12 protein-coding genes are annotated in these 17,688 nt (G+C 51.3%); 5 read left to right on the forward strand and 7 right to left on the reverse strand.

What is annotated here, in order from left to right; genetic code table 11:
* The first annotated feature begins 88 nt into the window (after positions 1–88).
* A complete protein-coding gene (locus SH302x_RS08030; protein WP_479369249.1) occupies positions 89–517 on the forward strand; it encodes a TadE/TadG family type IV pilus assembly protein in 429 nt (142 codons plus the stop codon).
* On the opposite strand, the gene SH302x_RS08035 is transcribed toward SH302x_RS08030, so the two are convergent.
* From SH302x_RS08035 to SH302x_RS08050, 4 genes are all read right to left on the reverse strand, one after another.
* Positions 514–2,994, reverse strand: a complete 2,481-nt coding sequence (locus tag SH302x_RS08035; protein ID WP_479368213.1) for a c-type cytochrome domain-containing protein — start codon at positions 2,992–2,994, stop codon at positions 514–516. The genes SH302x_RS08030 and SH302x_RS08035 overlap by 4 nt on opposite strands.
* Positions 2,995–3,013: 19 nt before the next feature.
* Positions 3,014–5,491, reverse strand: a complete 2,478-nt coding sequence (locus tag SH302x_RS08040) for a DUF1549 and DUF1553 domain-containing protein (protein ID WP_479368214.1) — start codon at positions 5,489–5,491, stop codon at positions 3,014–3,016.
* A 63-nt stretch (positions 5,492–5,554) separates the two neighbouring features.
* Entirely contained in the window at positions 5,555–7,984 is a 2,430-nt protein-coding gene (locus SH302x_RS08045) for a PPC domain-containing protein (RefSeq protein WP_479368215.1), read from the reverse strand.
* A gap of 58 nt (positions 7,985–8,042) precedes the next feature.
* Positions 8,043–9,347 (reverse strand): DUF1501 domain-containing protein, encoded by a 1,305-nt coding sequence (locus SH302x_RS08050; protein ID WP_479368216.1) that lies wholly within the window; start codon positions 9,345–9,347, stop codon positions 8,043–8,045.
* A 541-nt stretch (positions 9,348–9,888) separates the two neighbouring features.
* Between SH302x_RS08050 and SH302x_RS08055 the strand changes: the two genes are divergently transcribed.
* The 4 genes from SH302x_RS08055 (at position 9,889) to SH302x_RS08070 (ending at position 14,332) form a co-directional block, all read left to right on the forward strand.
* Positions 9,889–10,518: an anthranilate synthase component II gene (locus tag SH302x_RS08055; protein ID WP_479368217.1), complete on the forward strand. Its 630-nt coding sequence runs from the start codon at positions 9,889–9,891 to the stop codon at positions 10,516–10,518.
* Positions 10,519–10,628: 110 nt separating this feature from the next.
* A complete protein-coding gene (aroE, locus tag SH302x_RS08060; RefSeq protein ID WP_479368218.1) occupies positions 10,629–12,188 on the forward strand; it encodes a shikimate dehydrogenase in 1,560 nt (519 codons plus the stop codon).
* Positions 12,189–12,197: 9 nt separating this feature from the next.
* Positions 12,198–13,274, forward strand: coding sequence for an extracellular solute-binding protein (locus tag SH302x_RS08065; protein WP_479368219.1), 1,077 nt, complete (start codon positions 12,198–12,200; stop codon positions 13,272–13,274).
* A gap of 17 nt (positions 13,275–13,291) precedes the next feature.
* On the forward strand, positions 13,292–14,332 hold the full coding sequence (locus SH302x_RS08070; RefSeq protein ID WP_479368220.1) for a DNA polymerase III subunit: 1,041 nt from the start codon (positions 13,292–13,294) through the stop codon (positions 14,330–14,332).
* Here SH302x_RS08070 and SH302x_RS08075 read toward each other — a convergent pair.
* The 3 genes from SH302x_RS08075 to ggt form a co-directional block, all read right to left on the reverse strand.
* Positions 14,268–14,678, reverse strand: coding sequence for a VanZ family protein (locus tag SH302x_RS08075; protein ID WP_479368221.1), 411 nt, complete (start codon positions 14,676–14,678; stop codon positions 14,268–14,270). The genes SH302x_RS08070 and SH302x_RS08075 overlap by 65 nt on opposite strands.
* Positions 14,679–14,840: 162 nt before the next feature.
* Positions 14,841–15,812: a ThuA domain-containing protein gene (locus SH302x_RS08080; RefSeq protein ID WP_479368222.1), complete on the reverse strand. Its 972-nt coding sequence runs from the start codon at positions 15,810–15,812 to the stop codon at positions 14,841–14,843.
* A 50-nt stretch (positions 15,813–15,862) separates the two neighbouring features.
* Entirely contained in the window at positions 15,863–17,629 is a 1,767-nt protein-coding gene (ggt, locus tag SH302x_RS08085) for a gamma-glutamyltransferase (RefSeq protein WP_479368223.1), read from the reverse strand.
* Positions 17,630–17,688: the final 59 nt, after the last annotated feature.

Genomic DNA, 17,688 nt, shown 5'->3' on the forward strand with positions numbered 1-17,688 from the left:
GAGACCCATGAATTCATCTGACATTCTTAACTCCAAGCACAAAGCACGTTGTATGACTCTCCGTTCGCAAGGTCGTATTATGAAATCCATGAATCGAAACAGGAATCAGGTTGTACGAAAATTAACTCAAGGCCGTCTAGGAGCAGCGGTCGTTGAATTCGCAGTGGTCTCGCCCCTGATGATCATGATGACCGTCGGCATGATGGAAGTGGGCCGGTTGGTCATGGTGAAGCAGATTATCGTCAACGCTAGCAGGGAAGGAGCAAGGCAGGCCTCTTTACCTGGAAGCAGCAATTTGGCAATTACGTCGACACTCGTCCAACAACTTAAGGATGCCTCGGTTCCCGGGGCAATGGTCAGCATAACACCAGCAGACCTGACGAAAGCATCTGCGGGAACGCCAGTAACAGTTGAAATCAAAGTTCCTGCGCAAGCCATCAGTTGGCTGCCGAAACCGATGTTCAGCTTGAATAAAGACATTGAGGCGGTCACGACAATGCGCAAAGAAAGTCTTTAGTTCGTTAAAGGATAAGCTGCTTCGAAGCGAACTTTCTCTTCCTCATTGGACTTAAATTCACCCATCACTTCGGCCATGAGGTCCGAAGTGGCAGTCATTTGCGTCTCCACTTCTCTCAGCGTTTCTTCCAGGGCGAGCTTCTCTTGTTCCATGGCGGCTTTACTCGCAAGCAAGGCGTCGATCTGCTTTTGCAATTCTGCCATTTGAGAGTTCTTTGCATCCATAGCTTGCTGTTGTTGATTTCGAGTCGCTTCCAATGTGGACTGTGTCAACTTCAGTTCCCCAACCTTCGATTCTAGTGTTGCTGACTGTTGAACCAACGCATTTCTTTCCGCGTCGATGCGCACAACCTGGCTTGTAAGTCGCTCTAGCTTGGATTGCGTAGTCACCAGTGTAGCTTCATTCGCGTTGAGTTTTTCAGCCGCCGCGTCACGCATTGCAATCTTCTCGTTGAGCGATTGCGTAATCGCTTGCAGTGCAGCATCCCACTCTGAACGTTTTTGATTTAAAGCGTCTTTCTCAGACTTGTGTACCGCCAAAGCACTTCTTTCAGTCAGCAGCGAGCCTCGCATTCCTTCTACCTGGGCTTCGAGTTGTTCTATCTCCTTGTGCTTTTCCGCCACCTGCATAGAAGCTGAATCCAATCCAGTAGCGATCTGCGAAATCTGCGAAGTCAATTCCGCCGCTATGGCCGATGCGTCTTCAGCGGTGGATTCCTGCGCTGTTGCATTTTCGTCCACCGGTGCGACTTGCACGGCGGCTAACTGGTTCTGCAACGCTTGATGCTGCGCTTTGATGACTGCAAGCTTATCGCTCAACTCTAAATGTTCATTGTGCTTGGCTTCAATGGTTAGGACACTCTGTGCGATTTGCTGCTGAAGCGAAGCGATCTTTGGTTCTGTGGCAGCTATCGATTGCTCAGCGGCAGCCATCGCCTGATCCACTTGTCCTAGCGATGACTTTAGTTTTTCGCTGCTGCTTTGCATCTCCGCCATCGCTGCTGCCAAGCTATCGACTTCGGATTTTAAGGAATCTCGGACCGTCGATAAAGCGTCGCTTTGCACCTTCACCTGCGATATCTGCATATCGAGAGTGGGAGGATTGGCAAAGAAAGACTTTTCATCTTCCACTTGCTCCCGTTTCCATCGACGAACGTTCCCTAACCAATCTCCGGCAATCACATATTGGCTGTCGACGCTTAAGGCGACTTCCATTCCAGATTCCGCTAAGTTCGGCATCTGACCGGCCGCATTGCCGCCGCCGTCCCAAATCTTCACGAGATTGTCGCGACCGGTGGAAGCGATCATGCCATCGTTAGCCACATCGATCGCGGTTACACCACCTCCGTGTGCATCCCACGACTTGATTACATTGCCATTGTTCATGTCCCACATCTTGATCGTGTTGTCCATCGAACCGCTGTACAGAACCAGCGAATCTGGTCGCCAATCGATGGCTCGAATTTCACTTTTGTGACCTATCAGATCAAGATACAATCGGCCAGTGTCGGTTTCCCAAACGACCATCCCGTTGCTGCGATCGGCACTTGCAAGAAGCAGTCCATCTGGGCTGAATCGCAACGCATATATCCAGTCGGTATGTTTCTTGAGTTCATGCAACAATTCCCCGGAAGCAACGTCGAACACACGTACGACACGTTGAGGGCCAGCAATTGCAATTTTTGTGTTGTCGTCGCTGATATCTGCAGCCATCACAATATCGATCTCGTCGCCAATCGTGGTCAATCGTTTTCCCGTGGTGATATCGAACAAAGCCGCTACCCCGTGTTTGGAATGTTGTCCGCCGCCAACCAGCATTAATTGTCCATCTCGGGAGAATGTAATTGACTGGGGTTCGCCTTCTGGGAAAGGGATCACGCCCAACAGTTCACCTGACTCGACATGGTACAACGAAACTTGTTGTTGACCGCCAACGGCTACGAAAGGAGACCACGGAGCTGCGCCCAATGCTGCGATCGCGGCTGCTTTGGCGGTATGGCGAGGTGTTTCCAGCAGTAGGTCTCCTGGCATGGGAGGTGCGCCTTCAGGACGCCCATTGGCTCCCATGTTTACGGCTGCGACCTGTACCTTCTTGCGTTTGATTTGAGAGCCGCTGTTTTCTGGCATGCCTTGCTCAATCCACGTCTTGAACAGCTCTAGCTGTTTAGCGTCGATTTTGTCTTGGTCAGGAGGCATCGTGGGTTGTTCTTCATGATTGATCAACCGCCACATCCGCGAAGCTGATGCGTCACTCGCAACCAAGGATACTCCACCAGACCCGCCTTCTAACGTAGCAGCGAAGCTATCCAACGCCAAACCGCTGCTTTTATCGCTCGCACTGTGACAGCTCACACAATGCTCGCGCAAAATCGGCTTGATGTGGTCTTCGTAATTGATAACCGCTTCGTCGCACAGCGCTGCTGATGCAACCGGCACAAACAATGCGAATACTTTCCAGACGTGAATTCTAACTTGCATAGCTACGATGTGGTTCGGATCAGTGATTAAACAAAAACTCACGTGAGTTGAGAGTCGCCCAGAAGACATCTTCTAGACCAACCAAGCGATTCGGTGACGCTGCGACAATCTTTTGCAGCGATTCGACTTCCTCCACCAGCGGCTTACGAGCCAAGGACCGTAGGAATATCTTTTCGATTATCTGAGGATCTGTTAGCCCCTCGTCGATCCAAGTCTGCACCAATTTACCTTGCGATATCTTGCCGCCTACCGTTTGACCATTGATGAGATTCAAGGCCTGCGACAAAGATGGATCTGTACTCGCTTCGCAGGCGCACACGGTGGAGCGAGGGGAACGTCCAAAGGTCGTCAAAAAATACGTGCTGGTTGAACCGTCCGCAATTTGTACCGCTGTGGCTCCTAGTGGCAAGCCACGGAATTTATCTTTTGTGTTAGTCACCTGGCAGATGCAATCCAGTAATGATTCTGCAGGAATTCGACGCGGCATTGCATGCGAGTAGTTTCGCAAGTCATCTTTGTTGTCTGCCGTGGGCTGCGCGGCGCGCTGATAGGTCTGTGAGTTGCAGATATCTCGCACGATGCGTTTGAAGTCGAAGTCGTAGCTACGCAAACGCTTGGCTAATTCATCCAGTAACTCTGGATTGGATGGTGGATTTGAAACGCGGAAATCATCGACTGGCTCGACAATCCCAGTTCCAGTAAAGTGAGCCCAGATTCGGTTCGCAATACTCAGCGAAAAATACGGGTTTGCGTCGCTGGTCATCCATTGGGCTAGCACCGCACGACGATCCTGGTCGCCCTTGATTTCGGGCACTTCGCCACCTAAAAATTTCGGTTTAACGACTGCGCCGCCAACAGGATGATTTACCTCGCCTCCACGAGAGTCAAACACCACGTTTTGACGATAATCCTCGCTTTGTTTGCGACCGATCTGAGAGAAGAACGCGACGAATCCGTAGTAGTCATCCATCGTCCATCGGTCAAACGGATGGTTGTGACATTGTGCACACTGCGTCCGAATACCCATGAAGACTTGAGCAACGTTCTCGGATAGTTTCAAACGGTCGCGTTCCACTTCATAAAAGTTCGTTGCTGGATTATCAAATACACCACCGGTGCTCATCAGCATTTCTTGAACAATTTTGTCGATAGGTTCGTTGCCAGCGATCTTATTGGTAAGCCATCGATTGTAGAGGAACGCTGCCTTATAGCTGACTTCATTATTGCTTTTGATCATCAAGATTTCCGCCCATTTGGCAGCCCAGATCTCGCTGAATTCCTTTCGATCCAGCAGTTGGTCAATCAGTTGCGAACGTTTTTCTGGAAGCGAGTTTTCCGCAAAAGCCACTACCTCTTCGATTTCCGGAAGTTTGCCAACGATATCAATGTAAACGCGTCGAATGAATTCTTCGTCGGAGCAAATATCACTAGGCGAGATTCGCAGTTTTTGGAGCTTGTTGGCAACCAATTCGTCAATGTAGTTGCCAGCCGCCATGGGTACTTGATAATCCAAACTGGCCGGAAGTGCCAACACTTGAGTGCCAACAGTATGCACGTCAAAGCGAGCCATCACGAATGCTTCGCCTCGTACGCCTGATGTGACGTTGCCGGTCAAATCAATCGCGGCCGTGCGGTCGTTGTTCGTCGTGAATCCTGCAAGGTCGGTCAAGTCTCTGGTCTTGCCATCGGAATAGGTTGCCACTGCAACCAATGGTTGCGTCTGCGACTCGCCTTCGATAACAACTTGTTTGGGGTAGAGGTCTACTTTAGTAACACTTGGAACTTCGCCTTGATCCAGCGGCACTCCTTCGGAGATCCACTGCAGCAAGGTGCGATAGTGATCAGAATCTGGTTCAATCTTTTTGCCGCCAGAGTGCGGGACCGCACCAATCGCTTTGAGTAGCAGTAGGCTGTTTTCCGGAATGGCTTGATTAATTCTCCGCATGCCAATCTCGCGAGTGATGCGGTAATAATCTCCACGGGGATCATAACCAAACAGGCTGATTCGAAAGCCATCCTTGCCTCGGGCCGCTCCGTGGCAACTGCCGGTGTTGCAACCCGCTTTTGTTAGGATGGGTACCACATCGTTGATAAAACTGATCGGACGCTCGGCTGCGAAATCAGAAACAGTAATCGTCACATTGGCCGCAAGCCCATTCCAGTTTGCATGCAACACACCGCTGCCATCTGCCAGCGGTGTGACGAGGCGATCGTTCAGCTTGAACACGTTTTCCGAATCCGTATCCCAACGAACTTGTTGACTAACATGCTGCGTAACGCCATCGCTGCGTGTGGCAACGACCATCAAGTGTTGGAAGTCGCCTTTACCTTGCAATTGAATGGCCGGCGGATAAATGTTGATACGCTCCCATTTTACTTGGCTGGTCGTCTGAGGTACGGGAGCCTCTGCAGCTTGATCTGCAGCCAACATGCCTGAGGTCATGACAAGGAGTGTCAACCCTTTAAGTAAAACGGCGGATCGTTGGACGATATTCATCGGATGGGTCTGCAATTACTAGGAAGGTGTAAGACGTAGGATTTTCGGGCTGGGTCAGGATCGCTAGTTGCTCTGACGCATGGCCCGCAATTGTTCGAGGCGGGTTAAGACTTTAGGGGCAGCAGGCTGCTCTGCCTGCGCCACTTCTGCCGCTGGGGCAGGCGCCGGAGTGGTAGGCAATGGCACATCGATTTGAACTTCACCATTGCCATTGGTTTGCGTAATTACACCGCTCTGACTGGTCACCGTGGCGCGGCAGACAATCGTTTTGAAGCTGCCAGGTTTGGCATCGGCGGGCACGTTTAATTGGTAAACAACTTTGTCATTGGCAGGATCGAATTCGACCTTAGAGCGATCGCAAGTAGTGCCTGGCGGTATGCCCAATATCTCAAGTTCGATTTTCCCTTCTACGGGACGCTTCAATTGTGCCCCGATCAAGACATCTACCGGTTTACCTTGCTCGGCCATGGACTTGTTAAAGGCAAAATCGAACAAGCGATCTGCGATCTCGATCGTAAAAGGTTTTGAAGAAAGTTTGATGTCACCGCCATTGACACGCGACCAACCCAAGACAGCAAAAGTCCAAGTGCCCATCCGTGCATTTCCATTAGCCGTCACTGGGATCACAGCCTCGGTTTGATCTTTTTCGATCCGGACCGAACCACTGGCTGACATGCCCGGAGCGTTATAAAGGAATCGCAATCGAACTTGTTCGTTAAACCCTTCTTTGCGGATCAGCTTCACTTTGATGTCTAGCGAGCCGTCTCGTACTAAAGGCACGGCAGGCTGTTCTACTTCTAAATCAAATGGTGCGGCGTCTGTTACCGCCAAGGCCACTTTGTTGGAATCGTATCCCAATACATCACGGTCGTTCTGCGCGCGGATCAATTGCGTCCGTTGTTTTAGTTGGCCAGCAAACTTGTTTTCATTTTGTGTGATGCTTGCTTGGACCCCAACTAATGTGGAATTCAGCGGCGCATCTTCAGCGGCGTAAACAATCACGGGCACATTCCCTCGGTCGGCAGCACAACCAATCGTTTCAAAGGTCACACCTTCGGGCAGCCCGTCAAGAACCACTTCTGCCTCACCACCGATATTACGGCGATTGACCGTTACTTCGATGGCGGTTCGTGCTCCTCGAGGAATCACAAGTTGCTGAGAAACCAATCGTTCCTGATCTACGATCGTGGGAAAGACTTCAGGCGATTTAGGCGTAACCTCGATGCGATAAGCGAAATCCTGGCCTCCGCGGCCTAGGTGATCACGAACTCGGATTGCGTAGTCTGCGTCTTCGGGCGCCTTGAAGTCGACAAAAGAATCGGGGCCTTGGCTATCGTCGTTGCCAACAATATGCCCACCGCCAACTTTAAAAACATTGACCACGGTATCAGTTGGCGAGCGCATTAAGGACCTGGCAACCGACCGAATTTCGAATTGCTGATTCTTTTTTGCGTGGAACACAAAGAAGTCCTCGTCATTTTCTTCCTGCAGCACACCATGGAACGCCGCTGGCAAACTTGGGGACACAGCCACTTTGGTTGCGTCGCCATTTGGCTCTGATTCGAGATAGTGCTCCGCATTCATGACTTTCACATAGTTGGGCGACGGCGCTTGGAAGCCGTCACGCTCGGACCAGACGGCAAACGAATCCTTCGGCCCGGCGGGCAACTGAAAGCTCTCCTGCCAGACATTTCCCAATTCATCAATCAGCATTGCTTGCAGCATCTCGCCGGGTTTACCTCCAGCAGGAATGATCGTTACCGGTCGGCTTTGATCGTTGATGTGTAACCGATACAGGCAGTCGTCGTTTCCACCAAACGCACTTTCGCGAACCTCGATGACAAAGCGGCCGTCTTTGGTCGCCTTGTAAGTACACAAACAATCCTGCTTGAGGAGGTTTGAATCATCGCAACTAGCAACCTCGAATCGATCCTCGTCATAGATCGAAATCGACGGGTCAAAGAAATTTCGATCAAAGGAATGACGCAAGCCTTCTAGCTCGACACACAAGATTTGGTCCTTTTTCAAGTCGACTGCGTAATAGTCGACATCCTCATTGCGAACCGTACCGTCTACCGTTGTCCGCAGCGCTACGATTTGCGGAGTGTCGAAATCACTATTGGGCTCTACCTCGTCGACCGACGGATTACGATTCACGCCAATGAATCGCAGATTTGATAACCCTGTTTTGGTCACTAAGCGGAAGGCATACAGGTTATTCGAAAGAGTCGCTTCCGTTTCCACCTGCAACTTGATTTGTTTGTCATCGACCACTTCAACGTTTGAAGCCTTGAGGCCTTGGTCGTAAAACTGAATGCTGGTCACGTCCGCTAAACGTTCGCCGAGAATCGTCAACGTGCGTGGCTGGCCTGCCGTCACGCCCGCAGGTGTAATGCGTCGGACCACGGGTTCGGCAGCATAGCTGAATGAAGCTAAACCAACGAAGAAAGCCCAGACGAAAGTTCGTCTACTAGAAGTCAGAAACCGTAACATAAGCTTGCTCGCTGGACGATAGATTAAGGTTATCGAGGTAACCTTCATTGGATAATGACTACGCCAAGATATCTGTCAGCAGATTTCCGCCGTCACAGATTTCAATAGGCCGATCACCGGGAGCCATCAACTCTTTGTCGGCGACGATTCCCAGCAGATGGTACATCGTGGTTGCCAAATCCTCGGGACTGACAGGGTCCGAATCCGGTTCTGTAGCCGTGGCATCGGAGGAACCGTAGACCAGCCCTCGCTTCACGCCGCCGCCAGCCAACATGACACTGAATACTTTAGGCCAGTGATCGCGACCCGCATCAGGATTGATCTTGGGCGTGCGGCCAAATTCGCTGCTAACCATGACCAGCGTTCGCTCCAACATCCCGCGGCTTTCCAGATCTTCGATCAATGTTGCAAGCGCTTGGTCCAGCGGAGGCATCTGCCCGCGAATGTTGCTGGTGATTTGTTGGTGATGATCCCAGCCGCCGTAGGTGAGGGTAACAAAGCGGACGCCAGCTTCTACCAAACGTCGCCCCAACAGCAGTCGCTGTCCTGCTTGATTGCGACCATATTTATCACGCAACGCATTATCTTCGGCGTCGATATTGAAAGCCTCGCGAGCTTTCTCGCTACTGATCAGGTTGTACGCCTTCTCGTAAAAAGAATCCATCGCGATTACGTTATCGCTGTTTTGTCTACCAGAGAAATGTCGATTCACATAATCCAGGGCTTCGCGTCGGCGCTGGAAACGCTCAAAATCAACGCCGCCCGATAGATTCAAATCCTGCACACGGAATCCGTTGTTCGCGGGATCGGCCCCCAACGCAAATGGGCCGTACGAGGAACTCAAATAACCGCTGCTGGCGAATTCGTTGGGCACATTCGGAATCGCAACATACGGTGGCAAGTTGTTCCTTGGGCCATACTCATGCGAGACGACGGAACCAAAACTCGGGAAAATCAAAGCTGGCGAGGGCTTGTAACCAGTAAACATGTTGTGCGTACCGCGTTCATGAGCCGCTTCACCATGCGTCATCGATCGGATGACGGTTAACCGATCAGCCATGGAGGCTAGTCGCGGCATCGACTCGCTAAAGATTTCGCCGGTATTCGTTTTCGCAATCCCCATTTCGCCGCGGTATTCTATCGGGCTGTAGGGTTTGGGGTCAAAGGACTCTTGTTGAGCGAGCCCGCCTGGCAGAAAAATATGGATTACGCTATCGGCCTTCGGCTCGATAAAGTCATAGTGCTTCTGGTCCGCTTGAGCCTGCTTGGCTCGGAAAAAATCAGCCAATGAGAGCCCTACAGCTCCAAAGGTGCCGACCTGCAAGAAACCACGTCTACCTAGTAAATTACCATGACAACGCATTGCCGAACTCCAACTGGGTACGAAAAATACCGGTGAACTGTAATGAAGCGATCTTTTGGGGAAGATGTACCGCCAAATTTATGCTCACTGAATGAAACACGAAATTAGCGATAGAACGAATTCGAAAGCTGTGGACCTTTGCATAACTAGCAAATCAATTTCAACTCGCGAAGGCTGGGCGGGAGCAAGCTTCAGGCTGGACCTGGCTTGCCTTGGGGTGGGAGGGATTGTGCGAGTCCTTTTTTTCTGGCGGTCGAACCACGTCGAACTACAGGTGCAAGTCCGCGCACTCCTAAATAGAATAGCCAGCCTGACAAGAAGAATCAACGCCCCCGCATAGCTTCATCGACACATTTTGTACGTGCCACGAGACTTGCGCCGCCGCAAAGTTTTTAAAGAAGTACAGGCACGCACGGTAATCGAAGCTACAACAAATGTTCCCAATGTGTTCTAATAGTCGCGAATTCCTTAAAAAAAATGACGTCCGCTCGGATGTCCGCTGCCCTGCTCGCTTAATTCCCTTTGTCTACAGTCGCCTTGTATGATCCTGGTTATCGACAACTACGATTCATTTACCTTCAACCTGGTCCAGCGACTGGGTGAAATCGACAACTCCCTGGACATTCAGATTTTCCGCAATGATGCGGTGACCTTGGCCGAAATCCGAGAGATGGCTCCCGAACGCATTTTGATTTCACCTGGACCGTGCACGCCGACGGAAGCGGGAATCAGCATTGATGTCATCCGGAACTTTGCGCCGACCATTCCTACCCTGGGAGTTTGCTTGGGGCACCAGTCGATTGGCCAGTGCTTAGGCGGGACCATTGTTCGAGCTCCGCGGTTGATGCACGGCAAAACCGATCGTATCTCGCACGACAATCAAGGTTTTTTCCGCGACCTTCCCAACCCTTTTGTTGCCACTCGCTACCACTCTCTGGTCATCGATCCTCCAACGTTGCCAGACTGCTTGGAAGTTTCCGCTTGGATTGATGATCCCCAATATGGCCGAATCATCATGGGAGTGCGGCACAAAACGTGGCCCCTGGAAGGCTGGCAGTTCCATCCGGAAAGTTTTCTTACCGAACCGGGAAAAATCTTGTTGCAACGATTCTTGGAATGGAAGCAGCCAACCGTTACATTGCAGCCTCACTCGATCACAGCGTCGGACTAACGTCCTTGCTTGTTCGAAGGTTGCTCTGATCCAAGATGGTCCAGCAATACTGCTTAAGCGTAGCCCGGTGCGGCTAAACACTCTTCAACTCGAGATTGGATTTACAGCGAATGATTTGCGTAACGATAGCCAGAACCCGTCACAAACACACCATCAGCGAACATCAACGCTTGGCCGAAGCTGGTGCCGAACTTGCCGAACTGCGCTTAGATTACATCGGTCGAAAATCTATCGACTTGACCAAACTCATCAAACCGCGGCCAACACCGGTCGTGGTCACTTGCCGTCGACGCGAAGATGGCGGTCGTTGGAATCGTACGGAGGAAGAACGCCTCATGCTTTTGCGATCCGCGATCGCTATGGGCGCCGAGTATGTTGACCTTGAATTCGACATCGCGCTCAAGATCCCTCGTTACGGAAAGACCAAACGGATCGTCAGCCTGCATAACTTTGAAGGGACGCCGGAAGACCTCGCTGATATCCACAAAGAGCTGGCCGCGATGGATGCCGACATCGTAAAAATCGCTACCTACGCCAACTCATTCAGCGACGTGGTTCGCATGTTGGATTTGATGAAGAATGCAAAAGTGCCCACCATCGGTATCAGCATGGGAGAGACGGGAACACTTACACGAATTCTGGCAAATCGCTTCAATGCTCCCTTTACTTACTGCGTCTACAGCTCAGAACGCAGAGTTGCACCGGGACAGTTGACCTTCGAGCAAATGAAGAATGTCTATCGCGTCGATTCGATCGATGCAGAGACTACTTTGTTTGGAGTGGTGGCCGATCCAGTTGCGCACAGTTACTCGCCGCTGATCCATAACGCTGCGTTTGCTCACGAGCAGCTTAACGCTCGCTACCTGCCATTTCGCATTGCTCCCGAAGATCTTGGCGAATTTTTGGCTTGGTGCCCCGCCAACGGCGTGCGCGGCCTCAGCGTGACGATCCCTCACAAAGAAGCCGTCATGCCATTCCTCGATCGCGCTGAATCGGCAGCTCAAGATATCGGTGCCATCAACACCGTTGTGTTTGACCAACAGGACCAAATGCTAGGCTTCAACACCGATTATCGCGCTGCCATGGATTGCTTAAACGAAGCGATGAAGACTCGAACTAGCGAAGCGGAGCCTTTCAAAGGCCGCAATGCTCTGCTGTTGGGCGCTGGCGGTGTCAGCCGCGCCATTGGTTACGGTCTTCGCAATCGGGGCGCGAAACTTTTCATTAGTTCCAGAAGCATGGAACGTTCCGAGCATCTCGCAGCACAATTTAACGCCACCCCTGTCGCTTGGGCCGATCGCTACGAAGTCAAAGCGGGCATTATCGTCAACGGAACTCCCGTTGGTATGTTCCCAGATCTCGATAGCACTCCCTACGACACCAAAGGTTTAGATCAACGTACCTTAGTCTTTGATACCATCTATAATCCAGAACAAACATTGCTGTTGAAAATGGCTCGCGGTGTTGGTTGCCCAGCGATCAGCGGGCTGGAAATGTTTATTCGCCAAGCGGCTTATCAGTACAAGCTGTTCACCGGTAAGGATGCGCCAGTCCAACATATGGTCAAAGTGTTGCGGAAAGCGATCTCGCCGATCAACTACCAAGATTTGCCTGATGAAGACGAAAGTGATGATGACATCACCACTAAAATCGCTACCAGCAACTCGTAGGACGGCTTGATGAAAAATCGGATTCGAAAAGGTCGAGCTCTACTGTGCTTTGTTAGCCTGGCTCTGGTCGTTGTCGCAGGCTGTATTCAACGAAGTGAAAAACAAGTCGTTCTCTACTGTGCGGTCGATCGTGAGTTCGCCGCGCCAATCTTGGATGCATTCGAACGAACCCACGAGCAAATAGATATCGCTCGTCAGTTTGATGTCGAGTCGACCAAATCTGTCGGTTTGGCCAACCGGATCTTAGAAGAGCGTAATAAAACACGCTGCGACGTCTTTTGGAATGGCGAAATCTTGCAGACCATCCGCTTGCAACAGGCGGGCTTGCTGCAGCGACATCGTTGGAAATTGCCGAAAAACATGCGCGGCAACTATCAATCCGCAACCGGACACTTTGCCAGCGTGTCGGCTCGCGCGAGAGTTCTGCTGGTAAACAAAGAGCTTTTACCCAATCAAGCGGACTGGCCGCAGTCGGTCCAAGAGCTCAGCGATCCCAAATGGAAAGACCGTTGCGCACTGGCATCGCCATTATTCGGCTCTACGTCTACGCATTTTTGCGCTCTAGCTCTCAAAGATCAAGAATCCTTCTGGAACTGGTTGTCCTCTGCAAAAGAAAACGCAGTAGTGCTGTCGGGAAACAAGCAAGTCGCTCAAGCGGTCAGCCAGGGCAAAGTCGCTTGGGGACTGACCGACACCGACGATGCCTTGATCGAAATTGAAAATGGTCTCCCATGCGAAGTCATATTCCCGGATCAGGCGGCAGATCAAGTGGGCGTGCTGTTGATACCAAGCACCGTAGCGATACTCAATAACTCGCCCAACCCGGTCGCAGCACGATTGCTGGCCGACTATCTCGCGAGCCCGCAGACATCAAGCCGACTAACGATGGCCTCTGCCGCGCAATTTAATCTTTGGCCCGAACAGCCATTATCCGATCAGTTTCCAAATGCAGGTGAACTAAAACTGTTGGATGTTAACTATGAAGCGGTCGGGCAATCATGGGACCAATCCATGAAACGGCTTGAGCAAGTTTTCCGCAGCGGGACTCAGACGCTGGCAGACCCCCTTACGGAAACCTCCAATTAGTATTGGGATAAATTGAAATGGACTGGCAGCAATTCATCGGCCATCACACACAGCAAGCCTGGTTTAAAACTGCGATCAGTCGCGATCGATTGGCCAGTACCTTCTTGTTAAGTGGTCCGCCGCAAATCGGTAAACGGACGTTCGCGCGATTGGTCGCAAAGACATTGTTCTGCACCGGTCGCAGCGGCGACACGTTTTCGGTTTGCAATCGCTGTGAAGGCTGTGCCCAAGTAGATGCGGATACGCATCCAGATTTGATATTGATCTCTAAACCACCAGAAAGATCGACTTTGCCTCTTGAGTTGTTGGTAGGCAGCGATGAACATCGCATGCGAGAGGGGCTGTGCCATGACATTCGGATGAAACCCTTTTACGGGCAGCGCAAGATCGCGATTATCGACGACGCCGATTACTTGCCGATTGAAGCCGCCAACTCGCTGCTCAAAACTTTAGAAGAACCCCCGGCAGGATCGGTCATCTTTTTAATCGCAACTTCCGAACAGAGACAGCTACCCACCATCCGTTCAAGAACACAGTCGATTCGATTCCAAGCATTGCGTCCTGAGGAATTGGCCAAATTGCTGCTCCAAAAGGGCTACTGTGAATCGATCGAGCAAGCGTCCGAGATCGCGCGTTACAGCGATGGGACGCTCGCTCTGGCCCGGCATCTTCAGAACGAAACAACTAGGCAGTTGCGAACCGACATCACAAACATGTTGACCCAATCGCCACTGCCGATCGTCAAGCTTACGAAGTGCTTCGAAGGAGCCCTCAAACAGATCGGCGACGATGGGCAAGCCAAACGCGATTACTTCCGCATCCTGATGCAATTCGCGATCGATGTGTTTCGACGAGAGTTAACCGGAAGCTATCTGCGAGAACATCGCTCGGCACCGCTTCAACGCAAGCTTCATCCGGCTATCGCGATTCAAGCGATTAATGCAACACTGGAGACACAAAATTTGATCGATCGCAATCTGACCGCCGCTGGACTTATCGAGTCGTGGGTAACCCAACTGGCGAGAATCGTTGACGCCGCCAGAGCCAAGTCCGGCTAATTAAATAGCTGGTCAATCCAAAGGTCACTCCCGCACAATCAGCTAGCCAGTCGTTCAAGTCTGCCGTACGACCAACCGGAATTTGACTGAACTCATCAATGGCCGCGTAGGTCACGCATACGACTGCGGCGACTAACACATTCCACCGCGGTCGTCGCAGTTGCGTCGGTATTGCCCACGCCATCAGAAAGGCAAGGATCGAGAACGCCGTAAAGTGAACCACTTTATCAAAATGAGTGATCCGCGGCATGGGCACTCGAGGCAGGTGAGTGCCTGTGAAGATAATGATCCAATAAACAATCAGCAGAACCGTCGCGATTCTAACCCCATATAACGTCGATTTCATCAGTAAGGACTGCTCTGCTTTCAAAACTAGAATTACCGCTCTGTGACAAGATAGATCAAAAGACGTGAGATACGCTGATGACCTTACCTAAATCAACGGCAAAATCTACCCAAAAAGCAGAATTTAACGGTTATGCGAATATGAAGTTCGGGTGAACGAGGCCTAGGGCTGGAATGCTCGCGTGCTGGCCGTATCCGCCGATGGGAAGTCCTCTGGGATCTCCGTTAGAGTGACTTCGCCGGTCGCTGCCCATTCTGTTCCTCGCAATAAAACGGTGATGAAGCCAGCACAAGAAGTTGAAACGTCGTCATGGCCCATTGGTGTATGAAAAATACGCCCTTGACCGTAATCGATGGTCATCAACATTGGCTCGTGTCGACCAGTTCCCCTGAACTCTTTGGCTGAAAACGCGGTGGCCAAGATCGTCATATTGACCGCTGGCCCGCGAAGTTGCTGGTAGAGTTCATCCTTGGCATGCATCCAAGCACGTGGTAATCCCTTGGTAATCGGATGATCGGGCTCGCGGACCACGATTTGGTACTCGTGCTGAGGACCATGAGAACCGCCCGTTCCAGGACTGGTATCGCGGACTACTTCACCATCAACGTTGATGTAGACATAAGGCCCCGAGCGTTCATTACGACCATCCCAGCCGCCTAGGCCAATCATCTTGTTGAACTCTTCCCAACTGCCAAAAGAATTGTCGGCCGCATGGATGATGACCAGTCCACCGCCTTCGCTCACAAACTTGACCAATGCTGCTTGCGTTTCTTCTGGCCACGGAGCGGCTCTCCATCCGAAATTACTTAAGATGACGTCGTACTTCGAAAAGTCAGGTTTGAAATCGGGGTCACTCTTGGGCTCTCGCAATTCTTGATACTCTTTACCATCCTTCAAAGCGTACTCTTCAAGCAATTTACCTCCTTGCCAAGTGAACTGCGTGCGTTCAACATCGACAGTGAAACGGCCCGATTGCTCAAGATACTGCTTCATCATCGCAGTTGTTTTCGGCCACATCACATGGTTATTCTGGCCATCAATAATAAGGACCTTCAGTTTTTCCTGGCCCAGCAGCGTGTTTGCTGCACTGAATGCAATAGTGACCGCCAGAAGGTATGCAATGGTTTTGTTCATGTTGTCCGTCTAATTCTTTTGTGTATAAAAAACTGCCCACGCCAATTATATCAGTAACCGATGGCGATGCCATCGGTCCGCGATTCAGATGCCCCTTGCAAGGTCCTGCGTTGGTGGTCAATCAGAATCCCTTGATAGCCGCCAAAACCACCCTTGGCTGGCCGAACCACGTGCCCTTTCGACGTCAAAGCTTCCACGGCCGCCTGGCTGACGCCCGATTCCAATTCAATCACGCCGACGCTGGATTCCAATGGTTCGTCGGTCGGCTTTGCACCACCTGCATGACGTACACGGGCAACATCTCCTGCAGCTTGTATGTCTAAGCCGAAATCAATCATGTTTACCAACACTTGTACTTGCCCTTGCGGTTGCATGTCTCCTCCCATCACGCCAAAGCTAAAGTAAGGTAAGCCATCTTTGGTCACCATCGCAGGAATGATAGTGTGAAACGGACGCTTTCCAGGTTCAAGTGTATTGGCATGGTCAGGAGTCAACGCAAATAACGCTCCGCGATTCTGCAGTGCAAAACCGAGTTCTTCGGGAACCATGCGGCTGCCGAACGCATGAAACGTGCTTTGAATCAACGAACAACAGTTTCGATCTTTATCGACGACCGTTAAATATACGGTTTCGCTGGTCGAAAGCGTTTGGTCACCGGCAGCCACGACGGAACTCGCTTGGTCCATGCGAATGCTAGCCGCTCGTTGCTTGGCATAATCTTCTGAGATCAACCAGTCGATTGGTACCTTCGAAAAATCCATGTCCGCATAATACTTAGCGCGATCGGCATACGCTAACTTTTTCGCTTCAATAAACAAATGCAGATAGTTCGGATCATGCGGCGATAGGCTCTTGACGTCAAACTGCTTGAGAATGTTGAGCATTTGCAAGACCGCTAGCCCTTGGCCATTGGGCGGCAACTGCCAGACATCAAAGCCTCGGTAGTTGACTGAGACCGGTTCAACCCATTGGGCGCGATGCTGTTCAAAATCTTGCTTAGCGAAGTAACCGCCTTTGGCCTGACTATAAGCCACCATCTTATCGGCCAAACTGCCCCGATAGAAACTATCAAAGCCTTCTGCAACTAGTTGCTCTAAAGTCCGAGCGTAGTCTGGGTTTCGAAAGATCTCACCATGCTGCGGTGCGCGTTCTGAATCGATTAAAAAAGTTCGCGCTGATTCCGGATAAACCTTCAGGCCCTCTTCAGTAGACTTCCAGTATCCCGATATGATTTCCGAAACTGCAAACCCTTCTCGAGCTGCACGGATCGACGGCTGAACTAATTTCTCAAGCGGCTGCGAACCAAATCGCTGATGCAGTTCTTGCCAGCCGCTGACGCAACCGGGAACACTCCAACTCAATGGCCCTTCGGTTGGAATCTGCGTAAGCTTAGCGTCCGCGAATACTTGACGGTTCAATGCCAAAGGACTTCGTCCGCTCGCGTTCAGTCCATACAGTTTTTGCGATTTCGCATCCCACACCAGCGCATATAAGTCGCCGCCTAAGCCACAATTAAATGGCTCAACGACCGAAAGCATCGCGTTGGCAGCAATCGCCGCATCGATCGCATTTCCGCCGCTCTTGAGTACTTCCAATCCAACCAGACTGGCTTGCGGGTCACTCGTGGCGACCATGCCATTTTGAGCCACCGAGACACTCTTGGATTTTTGAGCCCAGCCGAACTCGCGATCGCGTAACCCGAATGTTGCAGCAGCTTTCACGTCTTGCGCTCGCACCAAATGACTTGCCCCCAATACGCTCCCCAGACTTGCAAAGAAGATGAAGACTACACGACCAGCAAAAGAAGTAGAGCTCATAGAGTAACCGTTCTTGTTGTTTTTCGCTCGAAACATTCGCGCGACTGAAAGTGCGCTGA

The sequence above is a fragment of the Njordella calcicola genome (genome assembly GCF_056494125.1).

What these genes read in the sequence shown, in the direction of transcription:
- SH302x_RS08030 (WP_479369249.1), top strand. Translation starts at nt 89, where the DNA reads ATGAATCGAAACAGGAATCAGGTTGTACGAAAATTAACTCAAGGCCGT.
- SH302x_RS08035 (WP_479368213.1), bottom strand. Translation starts at nt 2,994, where the DNA reads ATGCAAGTTAGAATTCACGTCTGGAAAGTATTCGCATTGTTTGTGCCG.
- SH302x_RS08040 (WP_479368214.1), bottom strand. Translation starts at nt 5,491, where the DNA reads ATGAATATCGTCCAACGATCCGCCGTTTTACTTAAAGGGTTGACACTC.
- SH302x_RS08045 (WP_479368215.1), bottom strand. Translation starts at nt 7,984, where the DNA reads ATGTTACGGTTTCTGACTTCTAGTAGACGAACTTTCGTCTGGGCTTTC.
- SH302x_RS08050 (WP_479368216.1), bottom strand. Translation starts at nt 9,347, where the DNA reads ATGCGTTGTCATGGTAATTTACTAGGTAGACGTGGTTTCTTGCAGGTC.
- SH302x_RS08055 (WP_479368217.1), top strand. Translation starts at nt 9,889, where the DNA reads ATGATCCTGGTTATCGACAACTACGATTCATTTACCTTCAACCTGGTC.
- aroE (WP_479368218.1), top strand. Translation starts at nt 10,629, where the DNA reads ATGATTTGCGTAACGATAGCCAGAACCCGTCACAAACACACCATCAGC.
- SH302x_RS08065 (WP_479368219.1), top strand. Translation starts at nt 12,198, where the DNA reads ATGAAAAATCGGATTCGAAAAGGTCGAGCTCTACTGTGCTTTGTTAGC.
- SH302x_RS08070 (WP_479368220.1), top strand. Translation starts at nt 13,292, where the DNA reads ATGGACTGGCAGCAATTCATCGGCCATCACACACAGCAAGCCTGGTTT.
- SH302x_RS08075 (WP_479368221.1), bottom strand. Translation starts at nt 14,678, where the DNA reads ATGAAATCGACGTTATATGGGGTTAGAATCGCGACGGTTCTGCTGATT.
- SH302x_RS08080 (WP_479368222.1), bottom strand. Translation starts at nt 15,812, where the DNA reads ATGAACAAAACCATTGCATACCTTCTGGCGGTCACTATTGCATTCAGT.
- ggt (WP_479368223.1), bottom strand. Translation starts at nt 17,629, where the DNA reads ATGAGCTCTACTTCTTTTGCTGGTCGTGTAGTCTTCATCTTCTTTGCA.